Source organism: Halalkalibacter sp. APA_J-10(15), from assembly GCF_023017105.1.
In the GTDB taxonomy this organism is placed as follows: Bacteria; Bacillota; Bacilli; order Bacillales; family Bacillaceae_D; genus Halalkalibacter.
This window is the reverse complement of sequence record NZ_JALKEV010000001.1, coordinates 449,259-471,659: the sequence shown is the minus strand read 5'-3', so window position 1 is coordinate 471,659 and position 22,401 is coordinate 449,259. Positions and strand designations below refer to the sequence as shown.

Here is a 22,401-nt window from a genome sequence, read left to right as displayed (position 1 = left end):
GCCTGTAACCGGTTACAGATACTATAATATGTCCGTGCACTCTTGTCAACTGTTATTCTTAGTGAAAACGCTCACTTTTTTATCGAGAGTGACCTATCTTGACATGAAAACGCCTCATTTTTAATTTTTAACACTCTAAATACAATTGAAAGCGCTCACTTGACATCCATCGACAAAACCCCTCCAGCCATCACCAGAGGCCATTGAAAAAGTTTGGTTTTAACTTTTTCAATGGCTTCCATCACCAGTTGGAGGGGTTCCCATTCACCTCTCTCTATTAATACGAATCATAGTATTCTTGAATTTCCTCTTCATCATCTGTAACCGTGAGCGCAAGCATTAGCAGTATGCGAGCTTTGTGCGGATTCAATGAATCAGCAGTCAAATAATCATCCTTATGCGAAACCGTTCCATTCCCTACTCGCGAAGTACGAACGATTGGCATACCCTCTTCCATTATGTCCATTGCCGCCTCCTGCATGACCGATGACATGGAACCGTTACCTGGACCTGCAAAAATAATCCCCTCTGCTCCATTTTCAACTGCTGCATCAAGCATGTATGGATCATTATTTTGATGACCGTAAATGATATCGACTTGTGGTAATTCCTCTAAATCTGAGATGTCAAATGGCGTCTCGGTCGTATGCGATTTTGTTATTTCAGTATAATAATGTGGTACACCGCCAACGATTCTTCCAAGGTACCCTTCTTCTGTAGCCACAAATGTATCTACAGCTGTTGTGTCTGTCTTCGTAACATGTCTCGCTGAAGCAATTCGATCATTAAAGGAAACAAGCGTCCCGCGACCAACTGATTCCTCATGCCCCGCAACTAAAACCGCATTATACAAATTCAACGGACCATCAGCACTCATGGCAGTTGCTGGCCGCATCGCTCCAACTAACACGACAGGCTTATCACTTTTTACGACTAAATTTAAAAAGTATGCTGTTTCTTCCATCGTATCTGTGCCATGTGTGACAACAATCCCATCAACATCATCTGTCGCTAATAATTCATTAATACGATTACCTAATGTTAGCAAGTGCTCGTTCGTAATATCAGGGCTTCCTATATTCACAATTTGCTCACCATTAATGTTAGCAATCTCGGTCATTTCAGGCACAGCTTCAATCAATGCTTCAATGGCAATATCCCCTGCCTGATAATCAGTCGTATTCGTTCCCACGCTACCAGATCCAGCTATCGTCCCACCAGTTGCTAGAATCGAAATGTTTGGTAAATCCTCATTAAATTCCTGCTGTTCTGCTTCCTCTTCTCCATTTCCTTCCTCCGCGACAACGGCTTCTCCATCTTCAATCGGATCAGCCTCAGCTTGCTCAACCGTCTCCTGTGAGCATGCCACCATCAGTGTAACAAATGCCATGAGCGTAAACGTAAACTTCTTCATGCTGTAAATTCCTCCTTCATCTCTACTACTACTATTTCTGACTATTTATTAGAAAAGTAGTATGCTAGAAATATAGCAGGAACCTCCTACTTCTTGGTGATTATTGTAAGAAATTATTACATGAAAATAATTTTAGTTGCGCTTTCATTATTATAAATAAAACATTTCCTATTATGTAAACACGCTCACTTTTTATAGAAAGGCTGTTACGTAAAAATTGTTACTACTAGCATATAAAAGGGATTTATTTACTATTTCATGGTATTATTAGATGATAATTTCCTCTTCAACGGGCAGCAGAGATGAAGAAGAGTTGACAGCTTTTGAAGTATAAAGGGAGAGGGTTAAAATGAAGTCAAGGGAGTTTGATCAATGAGGAATAGTCTATATTTAGTTAAACCGACAGTGAATTTAAAGGAAGAATATCTCAACTTTTATAGCGAGTGGCTAGATAGTGGAGAAAATATGGTACCTTGGGTTATTCAGAAAGACCCTTCAAACTTTGAGAAGATGGTATTATCTTTAGAAGAAAATGAAAATGCTACTAATCTTCCTGAAGGTTGGGTACCTCATTCAAACGTATTGGTTAATAAACGAAAAGAATAGAGTTATTGGGGCTGTGAATATAAGGCATCAATTAACAAATACTCTGTTAGAAAGTGGAGGTCATATTGGTTATGGTATCCGTTCCTCGGAAAGAAGAAAAGGGTTTGCAACGGATTTATTGGCTTTATCTCTTATAAAAGCAAAGGAATTGGGTATAAAAAAGGCTTTAGTGGTTTGTGATGCAGGTAATATTGGTTCATCTAAAACAATCATTAATAACGGCGGTATTCCTGACTCAGATTTTATCGAAGAAGTTGGAATTATTATAAAAAGATATTGGATAGAACTTTGAGTCTTATTGCATTAACGGGTAGCGTTAGTTGAAGACCGTGTTCAGTCATTTCCTTTTGGGAGTAACCTTTTTATACCTCACGCAAAAATTTAACCGTAATCAAATTAGATTTCTGACACGCACTCAGAAACATTGGGTTTACTCGTTTCTTTGTCGCCCCTCTGCGTGAAATCAAACCCCATTTCTTATTTATTTAGCTCCTAATAAGAGTTTGCAATCTATAAATACCGCCAAAAAGCTCTAACATCAGCTAGAGCTTTCCGTCACTCACTTCGGAATCTTAAAAGATACCGACGTCCCTACACCTAATTCACTCTCTAGTTGAAGACCTCTTCCGAATAATTGTTTAAGTCGGTAATTTGTATTTGCTAATCCTATACCTGAATGCATGCTTTCTTCACCACGATCTAATAAATGATGGATTCTACTTTTCTCTATGCCGTGTCCATTATCACTAACAGATACCTCTACAAAAGAGCCACGATCGTGCACCTTAACCTCTAGCAACCCTCGTTTAGGTCGCTTTAATAGTCCATGCTGAATCGCGTTCTCAACAATTGTTTGAATCACCAGTGGTGGTACACTCAATTCAAGCGTTTCATCAACCTTCCACTCTACTTCGAAATAATCTGGAAAACGCTCCTGTTCAATCGTGACATAGGAGCGGACTAGCTGAAGCTCATCCTTTAATGGAATCATATCATCCGCATTTTGAAAATGAATGCTGTAACGAATATATTGTGACAGCTCCTCAATGAGTCCATCCATTTTCTCCAAATCAATTCGACTAAGCGCCACAATCGCATTGAACGTATTAATAATAAAATGAGGCTTAATTTGAGCTTGGAGCCACGCCGCTTCTAGCCTTAATGCCTCTTTCACCGATCTCTTCATTTCAACAAGCGACTCGACTCGTGCCTTTAACTCAAGACCATTAACCGGCTTGCTCACATAATCGTTCGCTCCAGCGCGAAAGCCCGCTTCTATATCAATGTCGTGATTGTACGCTGTTAACAACAGTACTGGTAGCTCAGTCATCGAATAGTTCTTTCGAATTTGTTCAGTCAATTCATAGCCCGTCATTTGCGGCATCATCACATCAGAAATAACAATATCCCACTTCCCACGATCGAGCTTTTCCAAAGCATGCGCCCCTGATACCACCGTACAAAGCTGATAGTATTCTTCAAAGAAAACACTTTCAAGCACTTTTAAATTAACCCGATCATCATCAACCACTAATAGATGAATCGTTCCAGCTACATCACTTTGAGACTCATTCGTTATAGCCGCCACTTCATTCCAGGAGGAATTCTCCACAATAACCGATGTGACTTGGTTATGCTCACCGACAGATTCCGATGCTACTGGAAGAGTAAAAGAAAAGATTGATCCTTTATCAAGAGTTGAATCGACGTTCAGCGTACACCCATGCAACTCAACCAATTGTTTGCATATACTCAATCCTAATCCGAATCCCCCCTCGTTCGATTGGGTACCACGGACCTGTTCGTACGGTTGAAAGATCGCCTCAATATCAGCTGCCGTCATTCCTTGACCTTGATCCTCTACAGCAAGATGGATTCTCTCATTTTCATATGTACCCCGAATGACAATGTCCCCACTCTCTGAATATTTAATCGCATTATGAACAAGGTTAAATAAAATTTGAATGAGACGATTTTCATCTGCAACAGCAGGAGGAAGCTCGTCAGACATGTCCTGACGCAGTGTGATCGGCCTTTCATCAACCATATACGATAGCATCGAAATCACCGCGCTTGCTGCGCTTTGAACAGAAACCGCCTTTTTGTGTAACGTGATACGGTTTTCTCTGAATCTTGCTAATTCAAGTAGATCATTTAATAAAAGCGACATACGCCTGCCAACATCATTCAGTAACGTTAGATCCTGTCTACTTCGCTCCGTTAACTGATCCTTCTCCCGCTCTGAAACAGCTTGAGAGATATTAATAATCCCATGAAGCGGATTACGCATTTCATGTGCGACATCCGCAAGAAACTGATCCTTCTGCCTATCAGCTTCTGTTAACTTAGTAGCTAGCTGCTGCGATTCTTTCAGACGATTAAAATATTGCTTGAACCAATATGTCGATAAACAGGTCAGCGCAATAAGCAAATCAAACGGATAGGAAACCATCATCATGTTAAATGTATGCATCGCCACTAGCCAGAATAAGCTACCTACCGCAGCAATAGACGCGAGCAAGAGAAAAATCCGATCCTGATCAATCGCTATCGTCGATTTGAACATAAGCGCAATGAGCAATAATGTTGGTAAAAGCATTAACGTTAAATAAATCGCTTCTATACGTAGGTTTAGGGAAACAGGTAAGATAAGTACAAGGACTAGAGAGATCAGGCAAGCAATCTCATATAGGGTCAATACTTTCCTCGTCATAAAACGAGGTAGAAAATCACGAATACATTGTAGTAAAGAGTAGCCCCCGATTATACCGGCAACATATAGAATATCGTTACGCCATTCAAAGCTAAATGAAAACCATTCAAATATAAACCGTTCCCCAATGAACGTTCCTATAACCGTACATAAAAGCACAACTGAAAAGAAAAATAAGCGGCGATCACGATTGCCAATCAGAAATAAAACAAAGCCATACAAAGCATGAAACAAATAAATGACACAGGCGAAAATCGCGATCCCCTCGACTAATTTCATTTCACTCCTTAATGGTTCTTCTAACCCAAATGAAATAGAATGACCAATTCCACCTTCATTCGGATCATGGAAATTAGCCACCTGTATCATAACCTCTAATTCATTGCCACCGTCTATTTCAACATAGGCTGAATAAGGGTTATTCAATGGCTCGTAGCTTGATTTTTCATCAGAAGGTTGCCCTGCTTGGCCGATGAGCTCGCCATTTACATAGAATTTCGACGAACTATAAATGGAATGAACGCGAAAACCAAACGTCTCGTTCAAATCGTCATCAACATGAATAACTAAACGATACGTCCCGTAACCGAAAGAGCCCTCCATCCCTTCTGTACCCGTCCAATCGTCTGGCACTTGAACATACTCTGATTCAGTCTGTTCACCTAATTCGTTAAGTAGGAGATTCGGATAAAATTCCCATTCTCCATCTAAGCCAATCGCATAATCAGACAGCTGGTCCCAGCCACGAAGATCAAGCACCCCCGCTTCAATCGGAGGATGCTCAGGCTTCGCGTGGAGGTGAATCCATCCAAATCGAAAAGCGGTGAGGACAATCATAAATATTGTCACAATGAGCAGTATTCGTTTTTTTGACATAGCTTCAGCCCCACTCTCTGCCTGCAAACCCCAATCCCTTATAACTATATAACGGCAGTCTCTATTCTATCGCTCGAAATGCCTCTTTCACAGCATCATACGACTGTTTCAATCTCTCTTCATACAACGGCAAATCCCATGTTTCCCATTCGTACAACTCTAATGGTTCACTGAAGCGACCATTTTCTAATGCAGGAAAGGAATCAAGTATTTCATACGAATCTCCTTGCTCATTAACGATTAGAACGGCTAATTGAATGCCGTCAACAAACTGACTAAATTCATACGGATCCTTATAAAAATCTCCTATCACTTCACGCTGACTCGGATCACGGAACTGCAACAAGAGCCAAGGAATACGCACTTCAAACATTTGCAGTTCTTCATTGTAATAAAAGTCGGCAAGGGAATCATAGTCCTCATGATCTGGATCACCAATACCGTAACGTAGTTTACCCGTTTCATAATCTTCAAAATCAACGTGTAAATCACGGCTTGGAATGTAGAGCGCCTGGTTTAATGCGTACATTATCGGGTTAAAAACCCCTGTATTATTTACAGGTTTTGGATTATCAATGTCCCAATCTATCATCATGTGAACATGAACATATTCATATTCGAAGAAATCATAATACCAATCCACTAGAAGAGAAGAGCTCTTTTTCCCCTTCAACTTCATCATAAAGTCGATGCCATTATTTAACGATAAACCATCAAATCCCTCGATCTGTTCATTACCTTGGTCTGGAATCGTATCAAATAGCACAACCGGAAAAGCATCCTTACTCCAATCAAAATCATTCAAATCAATTCTCAAATACATATAAGTTTCATCGTGATCTACGATAAATTGTTCTAATAACTCATCACCATCGTCATAAAGCGGAACGGATTCCTCCCACTCTGACGGACTCCCATTTATCCGAATTTTATGGCGATCGAAGCTCATTAAGCCAAATTGCTGCTCACTCGTTTGTGGGTTAGACCAATACGGTCTGCGCTCTGGATTATCATATTCCATCGTATTCCACGTCCGCTTAAACCATTCATCCTGCCAAGTGAAAATTAACCCGCCCATCATCCCTTCATGCAAAATATCTTCGAACAATGAGACAACAATTTCACCTTGTTCATCCTCCGCTAAATGGCCTTGATTCCAACCGAATGGATTGTTATGGGTTTTTCCCCTAGTAGCTGGAACACCAAACTCAGCTATAAGTACTGGTATATCATGAACCTCATGTAAGTCTTCAAGATAAGCCGCATAGTTATTCGGTTGTCCACGATGATCGATATATTCTAAATACCTTTCCTCAAAATTCAAAAAGTCTGGATAATATGGGTAAACGTGATAGGAAGCAAATTGTCCAACCTCTTCCATCCCGTCCTTTAGCTTGACCACATTTGGATCAATTCCAACAAGATCTTCTTCCTCATTTGGTTCAGCTGGGTGTGTCAAAAGGTCCGTCGTTACCCAATTCGTAAAACTAATTGGTCGAACAAAGCCATAATGATCAGCCTCATAACTCAACACAAGGTCCATTTGTTCAGCTAACCAATACTCAAACGCTTCAGCTTTCTCCGTCTTGACGAAACGGCCATCATAATCACCTAAATCAGAGTGCACATCATTTGTTTCTTCCACAAAGCGCGGATACCACTCAATCCCAATAATCCATCCAATGACATAATCAGATACATCAACATCATAGATTCCATAAGCATGTCCTGGCGTATATTCAATTCGAGTATCACCGTGTATAACATCAACAATCATCTTCATTTCCTCTTGAAATGGGATCGTATTTCCACCAACGAAAGCATCCTTTGTTTCTTCATATACTTCAGATTCTTCATTGAACCACACACCATGAAACAAATAAAGCGGCTGATCCGGGTTCGCTTCATTGTATGCTTTTAACGCGCGATAGAATCCAGGTGGGTGAATGGTATAGACTCGAATGGTATTGGCGCCCATTTCGCCAATATAATTGAACCAACGTCTATACTCCTCTTCACTAATCATCGCTTCACCAGGAAAGCTACCTGGTTTCCCCATCCCCATATTCACACCTTTAATCGTCATTTCCTCCCACTGACCATCAACATATACTTCATAAAGATCCCCGACGATCCGGAAGTTATATTGATTCTCTCCAATAGAAGGATACTCTTTCGTCTCATTTAAACCATCTTCTGTTACAGGCTCGTATTCAATCTCTTCACCTGCTCGATTTATAATAATCTCCATCATTGGAACATAGGTCGTCCAGAAAAAGGCGTTTTCTTCTTTGGAGAAACCTTTACGCCACGTTTGCAAATGAGCCATCCATTTGTATTGATAAAAGGAAGGAATTTCAGCAACATCAACGTAATCCCCAGCAAAGTAAAAACGATCAGATGGTCCTTCCTGGCGATGAATAACGGCATCAAACTGAAGGGGAATCCCTTTTTCGATCAGCATTTCTTCACCCAAACTCGTTAATGGCCAATCATAAGTCGCTAGCACATGATCTTCTTCTCGTGCTTCTATAATATCAAACCAATAGGCATACTCTGGGCTTTTCTCTAAATCAAAGAATTCCTGCCCCTGCTCCGTAAATTGTAGCCGTATTCCACCTTTCTCAACATGCTCCTCTTCTAATAGAACAACTAAATCATAGTTCAGGTCATTAACGATAACAAATCCAGAACCTTCGTAGTCCCATTCAGGATACTCATCTAAAATCCATTGCGGAATTTCTTCATTTAATTCTGGATCTAGTTCATCAAAATAGCGCCCAACCCATCCGCTCCAGTCTATTCCAAGAAAGTTGCTTACACTACTTTGTACCTCAGTGTTTGTCGGAGAGGCGAACGTATTAAATTCCGCCACAAGCGTGCTGCGCGTTCCATCCGTTAGTCTAGTATAAATATTGTACCATTCCTCTACTTCAAGACCGCCGTAAATAAGGTTAGAACGGGAGCCTTCTCGTTCATTCTCATTCACCCAAGGCAAGTCCTCTTCATAAACACCATACGTATCCGCTAAATAGATCAAATCAATTCCGTCGTAATCCGTTAAGAGCTGTTGAATATCATAGCTTTCTTCCTTTTCATTTGGCCGAAAGCCTTGATAATCCTCAGAAGCACTTAGTCGTTCTTCGGTCACCCTCCAATGATTAAGCAGCCATGTTAAGCCATGGTGCTCTCGATAAGATTCATCAGGAACGGTTTTATCGATAATCGCAATATTTAATTCATCAGATTTCTCAAAGTGCCAAAGCACAAAAGGAATCAAAAAAATAACCGCAACACTTATTAAAGCCACTACTAACTTTTTCATTATCTTTCCTTTCTCCCGTTTCTAAGCATGCTCGTTCATTTTATTTAACCCTTTTCGTTCAAGGGTATCCCATTTACGATATTTAAACATCCACTGTAAACAACCTTGGAAACGCCAGATCACTGTTAATGGTCGGAACCAGAACGTTTCAAACAATGAAAATAAAAACAGCGTCACTAAATCACGTACGTTCGTATACCTATTTAAACTCCATGCCTCTAGTAAAACAGCTACCATCGAAAAGATCGAACCGTAAACAACCATGACGATCATTAGAAGAGCAGCAAATTCAAGATAAACCCCACCCATAAGCAAATAAACAATGATCATTGCATAACCCAATAATTCCATGATCGGTCCAATCATTTCCACAAGCCAATAGTATGGAAATGATACCGTTCCTACGACACCATAACGGGGGTTTAACGTCATTTTCCGATGAGTCCATAAACTTTCAATTAATCCTCTATGCCAACGACTACGCTGCCTACCAAGCTGTTTCAGTGTTTCCGGAGCTTCTGTCCAACAAACAGGATCTGAGACAAACACGATTCGTTTATTTTGCTTCTGCTCCCTAATATATCGGTGAAGTCTAACGACAAGCTCCATGTCCTCACCGACCGTTTTATTAGAATACCCCCCTGCAGCCATCGCCCATTTCTTTGAAAAGACACTAAAAGCACCAGAATTAATGAGAAGTAAATTATGCCGGCTCAGTCCAATTCGCCCAGTAAAGAAAGCTCGTAAATACTCGATGACTTGCATAATGACAAGTGGCTTATTCGATAAACCGATTTTCATCACTTTGCCCATTTGAATTTCACAGCCATTTGCTACACGTACACTCCCACCTGAGGCAATCACTTCTTCACCTGATTTCATGATCGGCTTCATCACTTTAAGCAGGGCATCCTGCTCCAAGATTGAATCCCCATCGATGGAGCAAAAATAAGGGTATTTCGACACATTCATACCCGCATTTAAAGCATCCGCTTTTCCACCATTCTCCTTATCAACTAATAATAGACTTGGGATCATTTTAGATTGATAGATGGCTTTTATTGATGCAGTAGATAATGTTTCCTGATAGGAAAGCTCAATCTTTTCCATTCGAAAATGAGAAATGACTCGCTCAACTGTATGATCAGTGGAGCCATCATTAATTATAATCATTTCCTTCTGTGGGTATTGTAAGCTTAACAAAGAACGTATACTCTCTATAATCCCCGCTTCTTCATTATAAGCCGGGATTAATATGGATACTGGCTTCGTATAGTAATCCTGCAAATACTCTTCATTGTCTTCATATTTATCTAATTGGCGCTCCTTACGAAGTTGAATAAAGGCTGTCAACGTTAACACCGAATAAAAGCCCACAACAACAGTCATATAAATAAGAATGACAATACCCATTATCCAGAGCAATTGACTCATAAAATCAGCCATTTAACTCACCTACTTTTGTACCGTACACATCTTGAAATGCTTCAACCATGATATCTTCGTCTCCATCAATTGAAATTTCCTGTAATAACTGCTCCCCCCCTTTTTGCATGCTAAGCGATTTGGCTGCTTGCTTTCTAACCAAACGAGAGGAATCACCTAATAACGTAATCAAATAATTCTGAACATCTCTAGAAGGATTTGTCTCAAGCAATCTTGCAACTAGCATCCTCTCCTCCCAATAAGGAGATTGCAAATATGGCTTAAAGAGCTTTGGCTGGTGGACATAAGATAGCTTACTTAAAGCTTTAAGCGTCCGGATACGAAGCTCTAACTCTTCGCTTTCTAATACTTCTATTAAAAATGAATACCACTTCAATTGATTTTCCATTCCAATTATATCAATCATACTGTATTGCAAGCTTTGTGGTAATTCTTCAAAGGATTGTAGTAATAGCGCAAAAGAATCCTGGTCCAATTCATGAACAAGCTTGCGATATTCCCATTCAGTAAAGCTCGCTTTATTTCTTTCAATCAATTTCATAAATAACTGCTTATCAGCTTTCGTTAAGAACAAATACATTTGTAAATACTCATCATCTGTGTAGTGTTTATCACTTGCTAGCATTTCTGCTACCTTCGACTTGAACGAATACATTCGAAAATCAACAATATGGTACAAAGCATTCATTCGCTTACTCCATCTACGACTTTTCAATTGTGCTTCATAGTGGCTACATAAATATGTTTCCGCATATTCACAAATACGTTCAACTACCTTTTCGCTACTTATTGAATGACTATATCGCGTCAATATCTCTTCTACTGCCCTTATTTGTAACGTGCACTCAGGCTCAATTTCACTTGAGGCAGGCTCTCCTTCAATTAAATGATCATAAAAGCTTTTATGATATTGATTAATATAATGATGAATGCGCGTTTCACGTTTCTTTTCCCTTAAACGATTCACAATTAAATAAATAAAAACAACCGACAGTATAAAAATGAACATCAACAGACTATAAATCAAAACACGTATATCTACTGTAACCATTAGCGATACCTTCTTAACAAACGTTTTATTTTTGCTTCTAGTAAATGAATGGTAAATGGCTTTACAATATATTCATCTACTCCTGATTCAAATGCATAAATCATATCTTCCTCCGCCCGTCTCGTTGAAAGCATTGTAATTAAATATTTATTCGTATTCGGCTTACCTCGTAATTCATAAACTAATTCTAATCCACTTCTATGTGGTAGTATGTCATTCAAAATGACAATATGTGTATGGGCAGATTGATAATAATCCGACTCTAGAAACGACTGCCCGTCTTCAAAATCCTTTATCTGAAACTCAAAACCATCCATCTCTAAACGATTCATTAAGTTCACCAATACATGCCGAAACACTTCATCTGGTTCAATAATCGTCACTTTGATTGGTTCGATTTCTTTTTTTAAATAATCGTCAACTGTAACAACAGATGATACGTCTAATGAAGCCATCATCTCTCGCGCTTTTCTCGTCACCTCGATATGTTCGACTGATGATTGACGAATTTCTACGACAACACCACTTAAATGGAGATCCACCGAAAGCTCCGTCTCATCATGACTAACTCGTAATTGTTTACCGTCATTTTCAAACCTCTTCAAAAAAGATCGCGCCTCTTCTTCGCCCGTGTATGGAAGAAGTAAAATCACTTCATTCTCTTGACCAAAGGAAAAAACAAAATCAGAATCGCGTACTTTTTCTTGGATCTGATCAATCCATTCTTCCTTTATCTTCCTCAATGTTAACAAACCATACGTATCCTTCCATTCCCGATACGAACTCAATGATAAGAAAACTAAAGAAAACGGTACTTTTGTCCGTTTGCATGCTGCCAACTGCCACTTATATACTCTCTCAAAAAACAGTTGATTCAATAGCCCGGTTTCCAAATCTATATAAGAAATAGAACGTAATTGAATCAATTTCCTAACCAATTCAATTAAACCTTTCCTATCATATGGATTTGCAAAAAAAGAATGGGGCAGTCGTGTTTGCTCAACTGCCATTTCTCGGTTACAGAGAACGACTGAAACTTTGAAGTACTCACAAAATTGTCGAATCATTCCATCAATCACTGGATCAACCTGTTCTCCATCTTCATGTAAAAGAACAATAACGATTGGAATTTGCGAGTGTAAACTCAATTCTACCTGCTTCCATTCAGACGTCACCGAGTATAGAAAACGATGTTCGTCTACCAACATCTGCTCCATGTTCGATACTATATTCTCGTCCTTCGCAATAAAAAGAACAAAAGGCTTTCTCTCATAAAAGCCTTGTGGACGTTCCTCTAAGCCGTTGCTTACAAATGTAGTCCTCACTTCTTACACCTACCATTTCATATTCTATGTTCATTATATCGTATGACCGCTTAAAAAATAATGAAATTAAGTAGCAATAAATGGTTTAATAGATGTATTAGGACAAATAATAATAGTGGTGATGACATGAACAAACAGAAAACGCTCCTTTACCTCATCTTTTTTGTTTTGCTTATTTTAACGATACGAATCATTTGGATTTCTTCCCATGAAAATGTCCATTCAGTAGAAGCAGAAGCAGGTGTACTGCACCTCGATGCAATAGAAGGAGGGATCTTTTCTTTAGAAGGAGAATGGGAATATTACGATCAACAATTTATAGAACCGTTCCAAGCTAATCAAAGTGAAGCTTCCTATGTACGCTCATTTGACCGTTGGCCATACAGAGAAGGGTTTCAATATGGGACATATCGCCTTGAAATCACTCTAAATGAGGAAGACGTTAACCAACTGTTAGGGCTGAAGCTTCCTAACATTTACACTTCCTACCGACTCTATCTAAATGGAGAGCAGCTTATTGAAATCGGTCAAGTGGCTAAGTCAGCACTGGAATACGAAGGGAGCATTGCCACTAGATATGTAACATACAACGCAAATGATACAAATTTAGAACTGCTACTTCACGTTGCTCATGATCATGTGAAAGGGAGGAAAGGTGGGATCTATCACCCACTAGAATTCGGAGATGGCGATGTTATCCAAAGACAAGAAATCACTTCCATAGTTAGTCAAATAGCCGTTATTGTGATATTCATCATCCATGGATTATATGGCTTTATCCTTTATGTGGTCGGACCAAAACAAAAGGTATTACTTTACTTTGGAGCTCTCCTATTCGTAGCAGCTGTCTCAGTCATGTTTTCTGATCATCGTGTCATCCTTTATCTCATACCATTACCATACGAGTATATTTCGAAATTAATTTTTCTATCGTTTTCTGCATCTATTTTGTTTTTAGTTTTATTTTGCAAACATTTATTTCCGACGTTAACGAATGGCATTTTGTTTCGTTTATTACCAAAGCTAATCTTCGTTTATTGCCTGTTCATTATATTGGCACCAATTGAATGGGTTATTTCGACGAGAATTGTTATTAATATGATCCTGATCATAGTTCCGGCTGCCGTAATATTTGTCTTCCTTAAAACAGTCATACAAGGTCTTCAAGATAACATTTTCATTTTATTTGGAGCAACAGCACTTGCCGTTCATATTTCGTCAACAATTGTTCAATATAATCTTGGAATCGACTTAGACTTTTATCCAATTGACTTTACGTTAGCTGTTATTCTCTTTTCGATTTATTGTTTTAAGCGTTATTTTCGTTCAGTCGAGCAAACAAAAACGTTGTCTAAGCAGCTCCAACGTTCTCTACGATCAAAGGACGACTTCTTGGCAAATACATCCCATGAATTACGAAACCCCCTTCATGGAATGATCAATATTGCTCAAACGTTATTAGAAAAAGAAAAACACGACAAAGAAGAATACAAAGAACGATTACAATTGCTTATTAATGTGGGTCAACGTATGTCATTTTTAATTAATGATTTATTAGAGGTGAACCATTTAAACGAAAATCAAATGACATTAAAGAAAAAACCGATCAATGTTCACTCTATCATAGTTGGTGTGATTGATTTATTGAAATTTCTAGTTAACGGAAAGGAAATTCATTTTCAAATCCTTGTCCCTCAATCATTCCCTTCTGTTCTAGCTGATGAGCATCGGCTTACACAGATTTTGTTTAACATCATACACAATGCGATCAAATATACAGAAGTTGGAACGATTACAATTACAGCAGATCGTGAAGATAAACAAGCTCTCATCCATGTTTCTGATACAGGAATCGGGATCTCTAACGATGAGATCGAACGCATTTTCCAACGTTATGAACAAGGAGATTACAGCACAGCTGTTGTCGGGGGCGGAATTGGATTAGGCTTAAGTATTACAAAGCAACTAGTCGAATTACATGGAGGAACGGTTTCCGTTCAATCTATACGAGGGAAAGGGACAACCTTCACTTTCTCTATGCCAATCGCACAAGATACTCAACCATCGTCTCTTTCAAAACCGACGAACCACCATGTATATGAAACGAGTCAAACAGCTAGTCATTCTCTAGACCATCAAGAAAACGGACGTATTTTAATTGTCGATGACGACCCAATCAATATTACCATTGTGGAAGAGTTACTTAACGGCACATATGCGACGTACGGCGTATCAAGCGGGGCAGAAGCATTAAAACATTTAAACGAAGAAAACTGGGATTTAATCATTACAGATGTCATGATGCCTTATATGTCTGGCTACGAGCTTACACGACAAATTCGTGACACATACTTAATTACAGAACTCCCGATTCTTATATTAACGGCTAGAAGTCAAACAGCAGATATTCAAGCCGCTTTCCATGCCGGTGCTAATGACTATGTAACAAAGCCTGTAAATGCCCAAGAGCTAAGGTCTCGAGTATCTGCACTTATTCGTGTTAAGAAGACCGTCGAGGAAAATGTCCGTATCGAAACAGCATGGTTGCAAGCACAAATTCAGCCACATTTCTTCTTTAACACATTAAACGCCATTTTAAGCTTAGCAGAATTTGATACTTCTCGTATGAAGAAGCTTCTTGAGGAATTCTGTTATTATTTACAAACGAGCTTTCAATTTAATAATTCAGCTGGACTCGTATCCGTTGAAAATGAATTAAGATTCGTTCAATCCTATATGTTCATTATGCAAGAACGTGCTCATACTCCTTTCTCCGTTAAGTATGACATTGATGAACAAGTAAAAGAATGGGGAATCCCACCATTCTCCATTCAGCCACTGGTCGAAAATGCGATTGAGCACGGCTTAATGAAAGAGAAGGAAGGTAGCATAACCATTTCATTAAAATGTGTAACATCCGACACTGCCACCGTCACCATAAGCGATAACGGCTGCGGTATCCCGAACGATAAAGCCGTTCACCTTCTAAATAAGCCACCATCGCAAGAAAAACGCGGGATCGGTCTTTATAACGTCAACCGCCGACTCAAGCAACAAACCGGCCAAGGCTTGACGATCAAAAGTGAGGGGAAAGGGACTACTATTCAATTTACAATTAAAGCTACTAGCCAGCAGTAGTTCATTGCTACCTTATTGATGCAGGTTTGAACTTCATCTCCCTCAAACCTGCACCATTGCTAATATACCAAGAAAAAGCTTTCACACAAGTAATAACCGTGTGAAAGCTTTTCTCTTATTCAACAGATTATGCTTTTCGTTGTCTTCGTGTAATCATGAGTAACAAGAATCCTAAAGCGATGAATCCTGCTCCGAATAGAACGATATTAAAGAAGTTAGTTGCTGTTAAAGGCAATTGGCCTTTCCCATCCTCCTCAGTTGTATCAGTTGCATCTGATATGACTTCTTTTACTTCCTCTTCTTCTGGAGCAATCGGTATGAACGTATTAATGAGATTATAACCGTCCGTCTCTGAACGATATCCATCCACGTCCAGCTCCGATATCGTGTACTCATACGCTACACCAGACTCATCAAATTTCGGCAAGTCCGTAAAGCTATATTGCCATTCATCTGATCGTGTCACGGTTTTCTTCTCATACTCGATACCATTTTGATAAAGGACAACCACAATTGAATCTGGGCGATCTTCTGGTGTATCACCTACCCACGTTTTCGTCCCTTCAACAGACGTCGTGTCGACTCGTAGGTTCGTGATGTCAAAGCCATTGATTGTCGTTTCATAACCTTCTACAGGCTCTTCCTCAACCGTATACTCAATCGCTTGACCCGCATCATCATAGGCATCTAAGTTAGCGAATTCATAGGTCCAGCCATCCTCTTCCGTGATGTTAACTGTTTCATACACATTCCCATTTTGCAGAAGTGTAACGGTAATCGATTCTGGACGGTCTTCTGAATCATCATCTAACCAACCTTTTGTCACAATGATCGATTTTCCCTCTGAGCGAGTATTCGTAATGTCATAGCCATTTACTTCTGAATTGTAGCCTGGAACATCGTGCTCAGTTACTGAGTATTCATAAGCGACACCTTCACTATCGAACTCAGCTAAGTCCGTGAACGTATGCTCCCAATCCATTTCTGCATCGATTTCGACTGTTTCAATCACTATACCGTTTCGTAGTAAGTTCACAGTGATTTCAGCTGGACGGTCAGCTGGATTATCATCACGCCATGCCTTAGTTACATCGACATCAATCGTGCCAACCCGTACGTTCGTAATTTCATAACCATCGATCGTAGAATCATAACCAGCTACTTCCTCTTCTTCGATCGTGTACGTATACTCGACACCTTGCTCATCGTATCTTGACAAGTTGGTAAAGGTATACTCCCAGTTCTCTTCCGCCGTCACTTCTGTTTCATCATATTTGTCGCCATTTTGCAGAAGGTGAACCGTAATTGATTCTGGACGATCGTCTGAATCTCCATCCAACCACTCTTTCGTCACGTCAACAGACGTTATACCGACTCGTAAGTTCGTGATGTCATAATCAGTGATTGTCGTTTCATAACCAGTTACTGCTTCTTCTTCCACCGTATACTCATAGGCAATTCCTTCTTCATCAAACTCATCTAGGTCTGTGAAGCTGTACTGCCAATTGTCCGCTGCTGTTACTTCTTGATTGTCAACCTGAACGCCATTTTGAAGTAGGTTCACTTCAATCAATGTTGGGCGGTCGTCTGAGTTGTTATCTAGCCATGTTTTGGTTCCTTCTACGTCTATTGTACCGACTCGTAAGTTTGTAATCTTAAAGTCGTCGATAGACTTCTCATACCCGTCTACTTCCTCTTCATCAATCGTGTACGTATACTCGACACCATTTTCATCGTATCTTGGTAGATCTTCAAAGGTATAGACCCAATTCTCCTCTGCCGTCACCTCTTCTTGTCTAAATATATCATCATTTTGCAGAAGAGTAACATTGATCGATTCTGGACGTTCTGGTGAGTTATCATCTAACCAGATTTTCTCCACTTCAACACTTATAGATGGGCTGTTTTCTGTACTAGTCGTTACTGTTTCACCACTATCCACATCATTAAGCGTTACCTCTACCTCTATTGGTTCACTACTTAAAAGATAACCATCTGGTGCTGACGTTTCCCTTAATTCGTAGATTCCTGGTTTTAGATTATTAAATGTTACTTTTCCATCTTCATCTGTTTCTGCCGTTTGTGAACTTGCTGAATACTCACCACTTACGTACGTTAATGTGAATTCTGCACCTTCTAGCACTTGACCATTAACATCATCAACTTTTGTAAGTTCAATCGATGTTGTTTTCACTTCATTTGCAATCGTTCCTAAATTGAGTAGATCTTCTGTACCCCTCTGAGTTTCTCTTTCAATTGTAAATTCAATTGGTTCATCATTAGAAACACTAAATCCAAATGGAGCCTCAGTTTCCACTAATTGATAATCACCAGGGCGTAAATCACCTGTATCGACAACACCATCCTCGTCAGATGTTATCGTCCGTACAAAGTCGCCTGACGCCGTTCGAACTTCAAATATCGCGCCTTCTAATCCTGTTGTTGAATTATCCGCATCAACCTTTTGAATAGAAGCACTACCATGAATCAATTCGTTTTCTACTGTAATCTGATCAATGGTGAGTTGTTCTGGTTCTATTGTGAAAGGATATTGGCTTTCATTCGCTTCATAATCATCTGCAGGTGTCGTTTCAATAAAGTAATAATCACCTGGCTCTAAATCTTCAACGTAAATGACTCCATCAGCATTCGTTGTGTATGTGTCAATGATCGAATCATTAGAGGCGCTCCATAACTCAAATACGACATCCTCTAACAATGTACCATCCGTACCGTCGACTTTCGTCAACTCAACATGGCGTTTAATTTCATAGTTCACCACTTCAATCTCAGTCACAGCAGCATTTACGCTTACTGTCTGCGTATCTTCAATTCCGACCACATAGCCCTCAGGAGCTTCTGCTTCTCTCAATTGATACTCCGCATAAAGTAAGTTATTAAACGTGACAACTCCGGTTTCATCGGTCGTACCCGTTCGTAATAATACTTCACCAGCTTCGTCATACAGCTCGAATACTGCACCTTCTAACGTTAGTTCAGTGTCGTCTGCATCGACTTTCGTAATTTGTAATGAGCCAACCTGACCAGTAATCGTTCCCGAGATGTTATTGAAGGAGATATTTGTATTCGTCGAATCAGAGCTTTCAATTTCATCTCCGGGTATCTCACCTGCAATTGTAGCTGTATTCCCGTAAGCATTTCCATCTCCCGCATACAAAATATACGTATCATATTCTAAAACATACGCTCGATCAATTTCATCGTTAAACGTAAGGGTGAAGGATTCTTGTCCTGTATCTTCATCTTCACTAAATACCAGTGTATAATCTACACCTTCTTCTAATATAGAATCCTCATTCTTATTGATAGAATTCCCACTAACATTCGTTTCATAAACGACTAGCGTGTCTCTTAGAATCGTCTGATTAATACTCGGCGTATCATGAACATCGAAGTTCGCCACAGAGGATTGACTAAAGTTAAGATTCATTCGCCAGTTGACAATTCGACCATTTGTTGCATTTTGCTGTCCACTCTTGTCGATAAACTGACCACCGTACTGCGGACTAACTGTAGTATGTAAACCAAAGTCGTCCTTGTTCGTACTTGATACAGTTGCTTCATTATCATAAGAAGCTTCAACCAATTGGTCATTTAAATCAGTCGTATATTGAATAACGAAAGCCGTCGTAATATCACCTAATAAGACTTGAAAGCCATCCTGTGTGATGCTTTCTTCCTCTCTAGTTGTTGATGAAATCGTATAGTGTTCCGTTACGTCGTCACCAATCTCATAGTGATTAGCCACTGATGTTAAATTCATTTCATAAACTTTCACATCATTAATATCAAAGTTTTGCTCACCTAGAATGAAGTCTTCCACAACAACGTCATTAAGCGTTTCGTTGTTATAGTTCACACCAATTGTCCACGTGATTTCCTTCGTTTCCAAATTGTAAGACCCGTGCTTAAAGCCATTATTCTGTGTATAACCATCTGGGGTAAATGTTGCTGAAGCTTCACGACTCACACTCGTATCATCACCCTCAGGAACCCATTCAAGCCCTGCATTATTCACGTGACTACCGCGACCAGCTTCGTCAAAATCAATCAATGTCGTGTAATGAATATTGACACGCTTCGTCAAATCTTGATTAAAAGTAATCTCGATAAGCCCCGTTAATTCATTATAATCTAGCGAATACTGTTCTCCATCTTCCCATTCGTTACCTTCATGAGAAACATGAATATCCTCTAGTGTAAATCCTTCTGGCAATGTATCCGTAAAGACAACATCCTCCATCACATGCTCATCACGGTTGATCGTAATCGACCAGTTTGTTTCTTTATCTTTATAATTGGGAGTACCATGAGATTTAATGAAGATACCTTGGCTAATTCCTCGATTCGCTTCTGAACTATGGCCAAACTCATCACTAATCTCGTTTTCCACTGTGTAGCCTTCTTCAACACGTTCTATGGCTGTCGTTTGGTAAACAATTTTATACGCTTGGTTAATATCTTCATTAAACTGAAGTTCAAAACCATCTGATGTTTCGTCAATGGTATAATTATCCGAGCTAATTGGTGTCTCACCTATTTCATCTCCAGTATCTGGATCAACCTCAACAGCGACAACCTCAAAGCTACCTTCAACTAACTGTTGATTATCACCAAACACATCCGTCAGCTTGGCATCTTCTTGTGAAATATTCTTTTCATCAAAATTATATCTCACTTCCCACGTGATCGTTTGTGAAACATTATTATACCCTGTAGATCGTTTCTCAAGCGGTTTCCCACGATCAACAGACACAGACGCTTCCGCATGCATTGGAGTCATATCGTCGCCGACCAAAGTGGCATTATTTTGATAACTATTTCCATCAGAATCATTGATTTCCGTTTCATAGACAAAACGGTAGGCTGAATCGATATCTCCTAACTCTATTGGAAATGACAAATCAAAACCATGATCCGTTTTTTCTGTTACACCATCAACCTCACCATTCGCATTCATCTCAAGCTCATACACTTTTAATGAGCCATCTATAAATGAATGCTCACCTGTAAGTTGATCATCTAATGTAGCATTTTCAATGGTTTGTAGATTTTTGTTCACATCTACTGTCCATGTAATCGTTTGTGTATTATAGCTTCTATTCCCAACACCTTGCTTATCAATAGCATTCGCATTTGGAATAAACTTAATCGGAAACTCTAAATCCTCTTCTCCTTCAATTGGAAAAACAATACGATCTCCTTCTGCTGAGCCGTCATAATGTTCATCAAAGTTCGATTCAAGGCTAATATTCCCTGAGATATCTGACTCGTTTTCAATATTCTCATTAAACGTAATAATAACTTCATTACCCTCTGTATAGAATGTCCCAAAAATCGTTCCGTCAGACCGCGATAATGGCACGTGTTCTGATGCGGGCACCTGTGGAATTATAAACATATCAGGTACTGAAATCGTAAATGTTGACCCATCACCATAACCGTGATTATTCGGCAAAGCAAAATCATATTCTAGCAAGACATTGGACGAGTCGTATGGATGCCAAACAACAATTTCATCTCCATTTTGGACTTCGACATCATCGATCTTTAACGTAACTCCCGTAATAATATTCTCTGTGATTTCACTACTCATTGAAGACATAGAATGGCTATGTAAATCACTTTCTTCCTCTTGATCCTCGTCTTCCTCTTTCGCCTCTTCTACTTCATCGGCGTCTTCTGTTACCTCTTCTGAAGAATCTGCTTCCTCAGAATCCGCTTCAGCTACTTCTTCGTCTTCTTCAATTATTTCACTTTCCGTGGACTCCTCGGCATTCTCATCTACTGCCTCTTCGTCCTCTGTCGAATCTGGAACGAAGTATGCCTCGAACTGAAACAAGCCCTCCGCTTCCGGTACTTCTTCAATCACTTCATTAAATGTCACCGTGACCGTCTGATCCATGTTCACATCAGCAACACCGACTACTTGCTCATCAATGAGCAGTTCAACGGTCTGATCATGGTCTATGATAAGCTCGTCTGGTAAGCTTAATGCTTCTTGATACCCTTCGCCCACTTCAAGACCTTGAACAGACCAATCAACATGAACGATTACTTCTTGTTCCGTTGATTCATCTAAACCGATTTCGTTTCCCTCAGAATCGGTTATTGTCACTTCTTTAAATATCGTTTCCTCACCGTCATTGGCTGCAGCAAATGATGGCAACACAATACTACCAGTCATTGTCTGTAGCACTAATACAACAATCAGTAGCATATTTAAGATTTTTTTCATTATATTCCTATCCCTCACTTCATTCATTATTTCTTACTTTGTAGACCAACACGTTTAAAGCACTAATGAACCTTCCACGTACAGTCGTTTAGTGTCAGTTCTTCATGCTTTACAAGTTTTCTTTGCAATCATGCAAGGTGAGCCAAATCTCCATCTCCTCTAAGAGCCCTTGATTGTTTTTCATTTCAGCCTTTTCTATTCTCATTCAAACGGTGATGTTTAGTTGTTGTCTTTTCCATGGCACACCA

The 22,401-nt window shown here is 39.5% G+C and carries 8 protein-coding genes and 1 pseudogene; 2 read left to right on the top strand and 7 right to left on the bottom strand.

Features of this window, described 5'->3' with window-relative positions; translation table 11 throughout:
* Window positions 1-277 precede the first annotated feature (277 nt).
* Window positions 278-1,414, bottom strand: coding sequence for a type II asparaginase (locus MW695_RS02070; RefSeq protein WP_274169691.1), 1,137 nt, complete (start codon window positions 1,412-1,414; stop codon window positions 278-280).
* Between the two features lie 372 nt (window positions 1,415-1,786).
* Here MW695_RS02070 and MW695_RS02065 point away from each other — a divergent pair.
* A pseudogene (locus MW695_RS02065) lies at window positions 1,787-2,312 on the top strand (GNAT family N-acetyltransferase).
* Window positions 2,313-2,579: 267 nt separating this feature from the next.
* On the opposite strand, the gene MW695_RS02060 reads toward MW695_RS02065, so the two are convergent.
* The 5 genes from MW695_RS02060 to MW695_RS02040 all read right to left on the bottom strand — a co-directional run bounded on the left by MW695_RS02060 (window position 2,580) and on the right by MW695_RS02040 (window position 12,756).
* Entirely contained in the window at window positions 2,580-5,609 is a 3,030-nt protein-coding gene (locus MW695_RS02060) for an ATP-binding response regulator (protein WP_247102546.1), read from the bottom strand.
* A 61-nt stretch (window positions 5,610-5,670) separates the two neighbouring features.
* Window positions 5,671-8,934, bottom strand: a complete 3,264-nt coding sequence (locus MW695_RS02055) for a hypothetical protein (RefSeq protein WP_247102544.1) — start codon at window positions 8,932-8,934, stop codon at window positions 5,671-5,673.
* Window positions 8,935-8,955: 21 nt separating this feature from the next.
* Window positions 8,956-10,380: a glycosyltransferase family 2 protein gene (locus MW695_RS02050; RefSeq protein WP_247102541.1), complete on the bottom strand. Its 1,425-nt coding sequence runs from the start codon at window positions 10,378-10,380 to the stop codon at window positions 8,956-8,958.
* Window positions 10,373-11,431 carry a HEAT repeat domain-containing protein gene (locus MW695_RS02045; protein WP_247102538.1) on the bottom strand — a complete coding sequence of 353 codons (1,059 nt, stop codon included), beginning with the start codon at window positions 11,429-11,431 and terminating at the stop codon, window positions 10,373-10,375. The genes MW695_RS02050 and MW695_RS02045 overlap by 8 nt, the downstream gene beginning before the upstream one ends.
* Window positions 11,431-12,756, bottom strand: a complete 1,326-nt coding sequence (locus MW695_RS02040; RefSeq protein ID WP_247102535.1) for a GGDEF domain-containing response regulator — start codon at window positions 12,754-12,756, stop codon at window positions 11,431-11,433. The genes MW695_RS02045 and MW695_RS02040 overlap by 1 nt, the downstream gene beginning before the upstream one ends.
* A 126-nt stretch (window positions 12,757-12,882) precedes the next feature.
* Here MW695_RS02040 and MW695_RS02035 point away from each other — a divergent pair, with 126 nt between their 5' ends.
* A complete protein-coding gene (locus MW695_RS02035) occupies window positions 12,883-15,894 on the top strand; it encodes a hybrid sensor histidine kinase/response regulator (protein WP_247102532.1) in 3,012 nt (1,003 codons plus the stop codon).
* Window positions 15,895-16,021: 127 nt separating this feature from the next.
* Here the strand turns inward: MW695_RS02035 and MW695_RS02030 are convergent, their stop codons facing one another.
* Complete coding sequence (locus tag MW695_RS02030) at window positions 16,022-22,153, bottom strand: Cna B-type domain-containing protein (protein ID WP_247102529.1); 6,132 nt, start codon at window positions 22,151-22,153, stop codon at window positions 16,022-16,024.
* Between the last annotated feature and the right edge of the window lie 248 nt (window positions 22,154-22,401).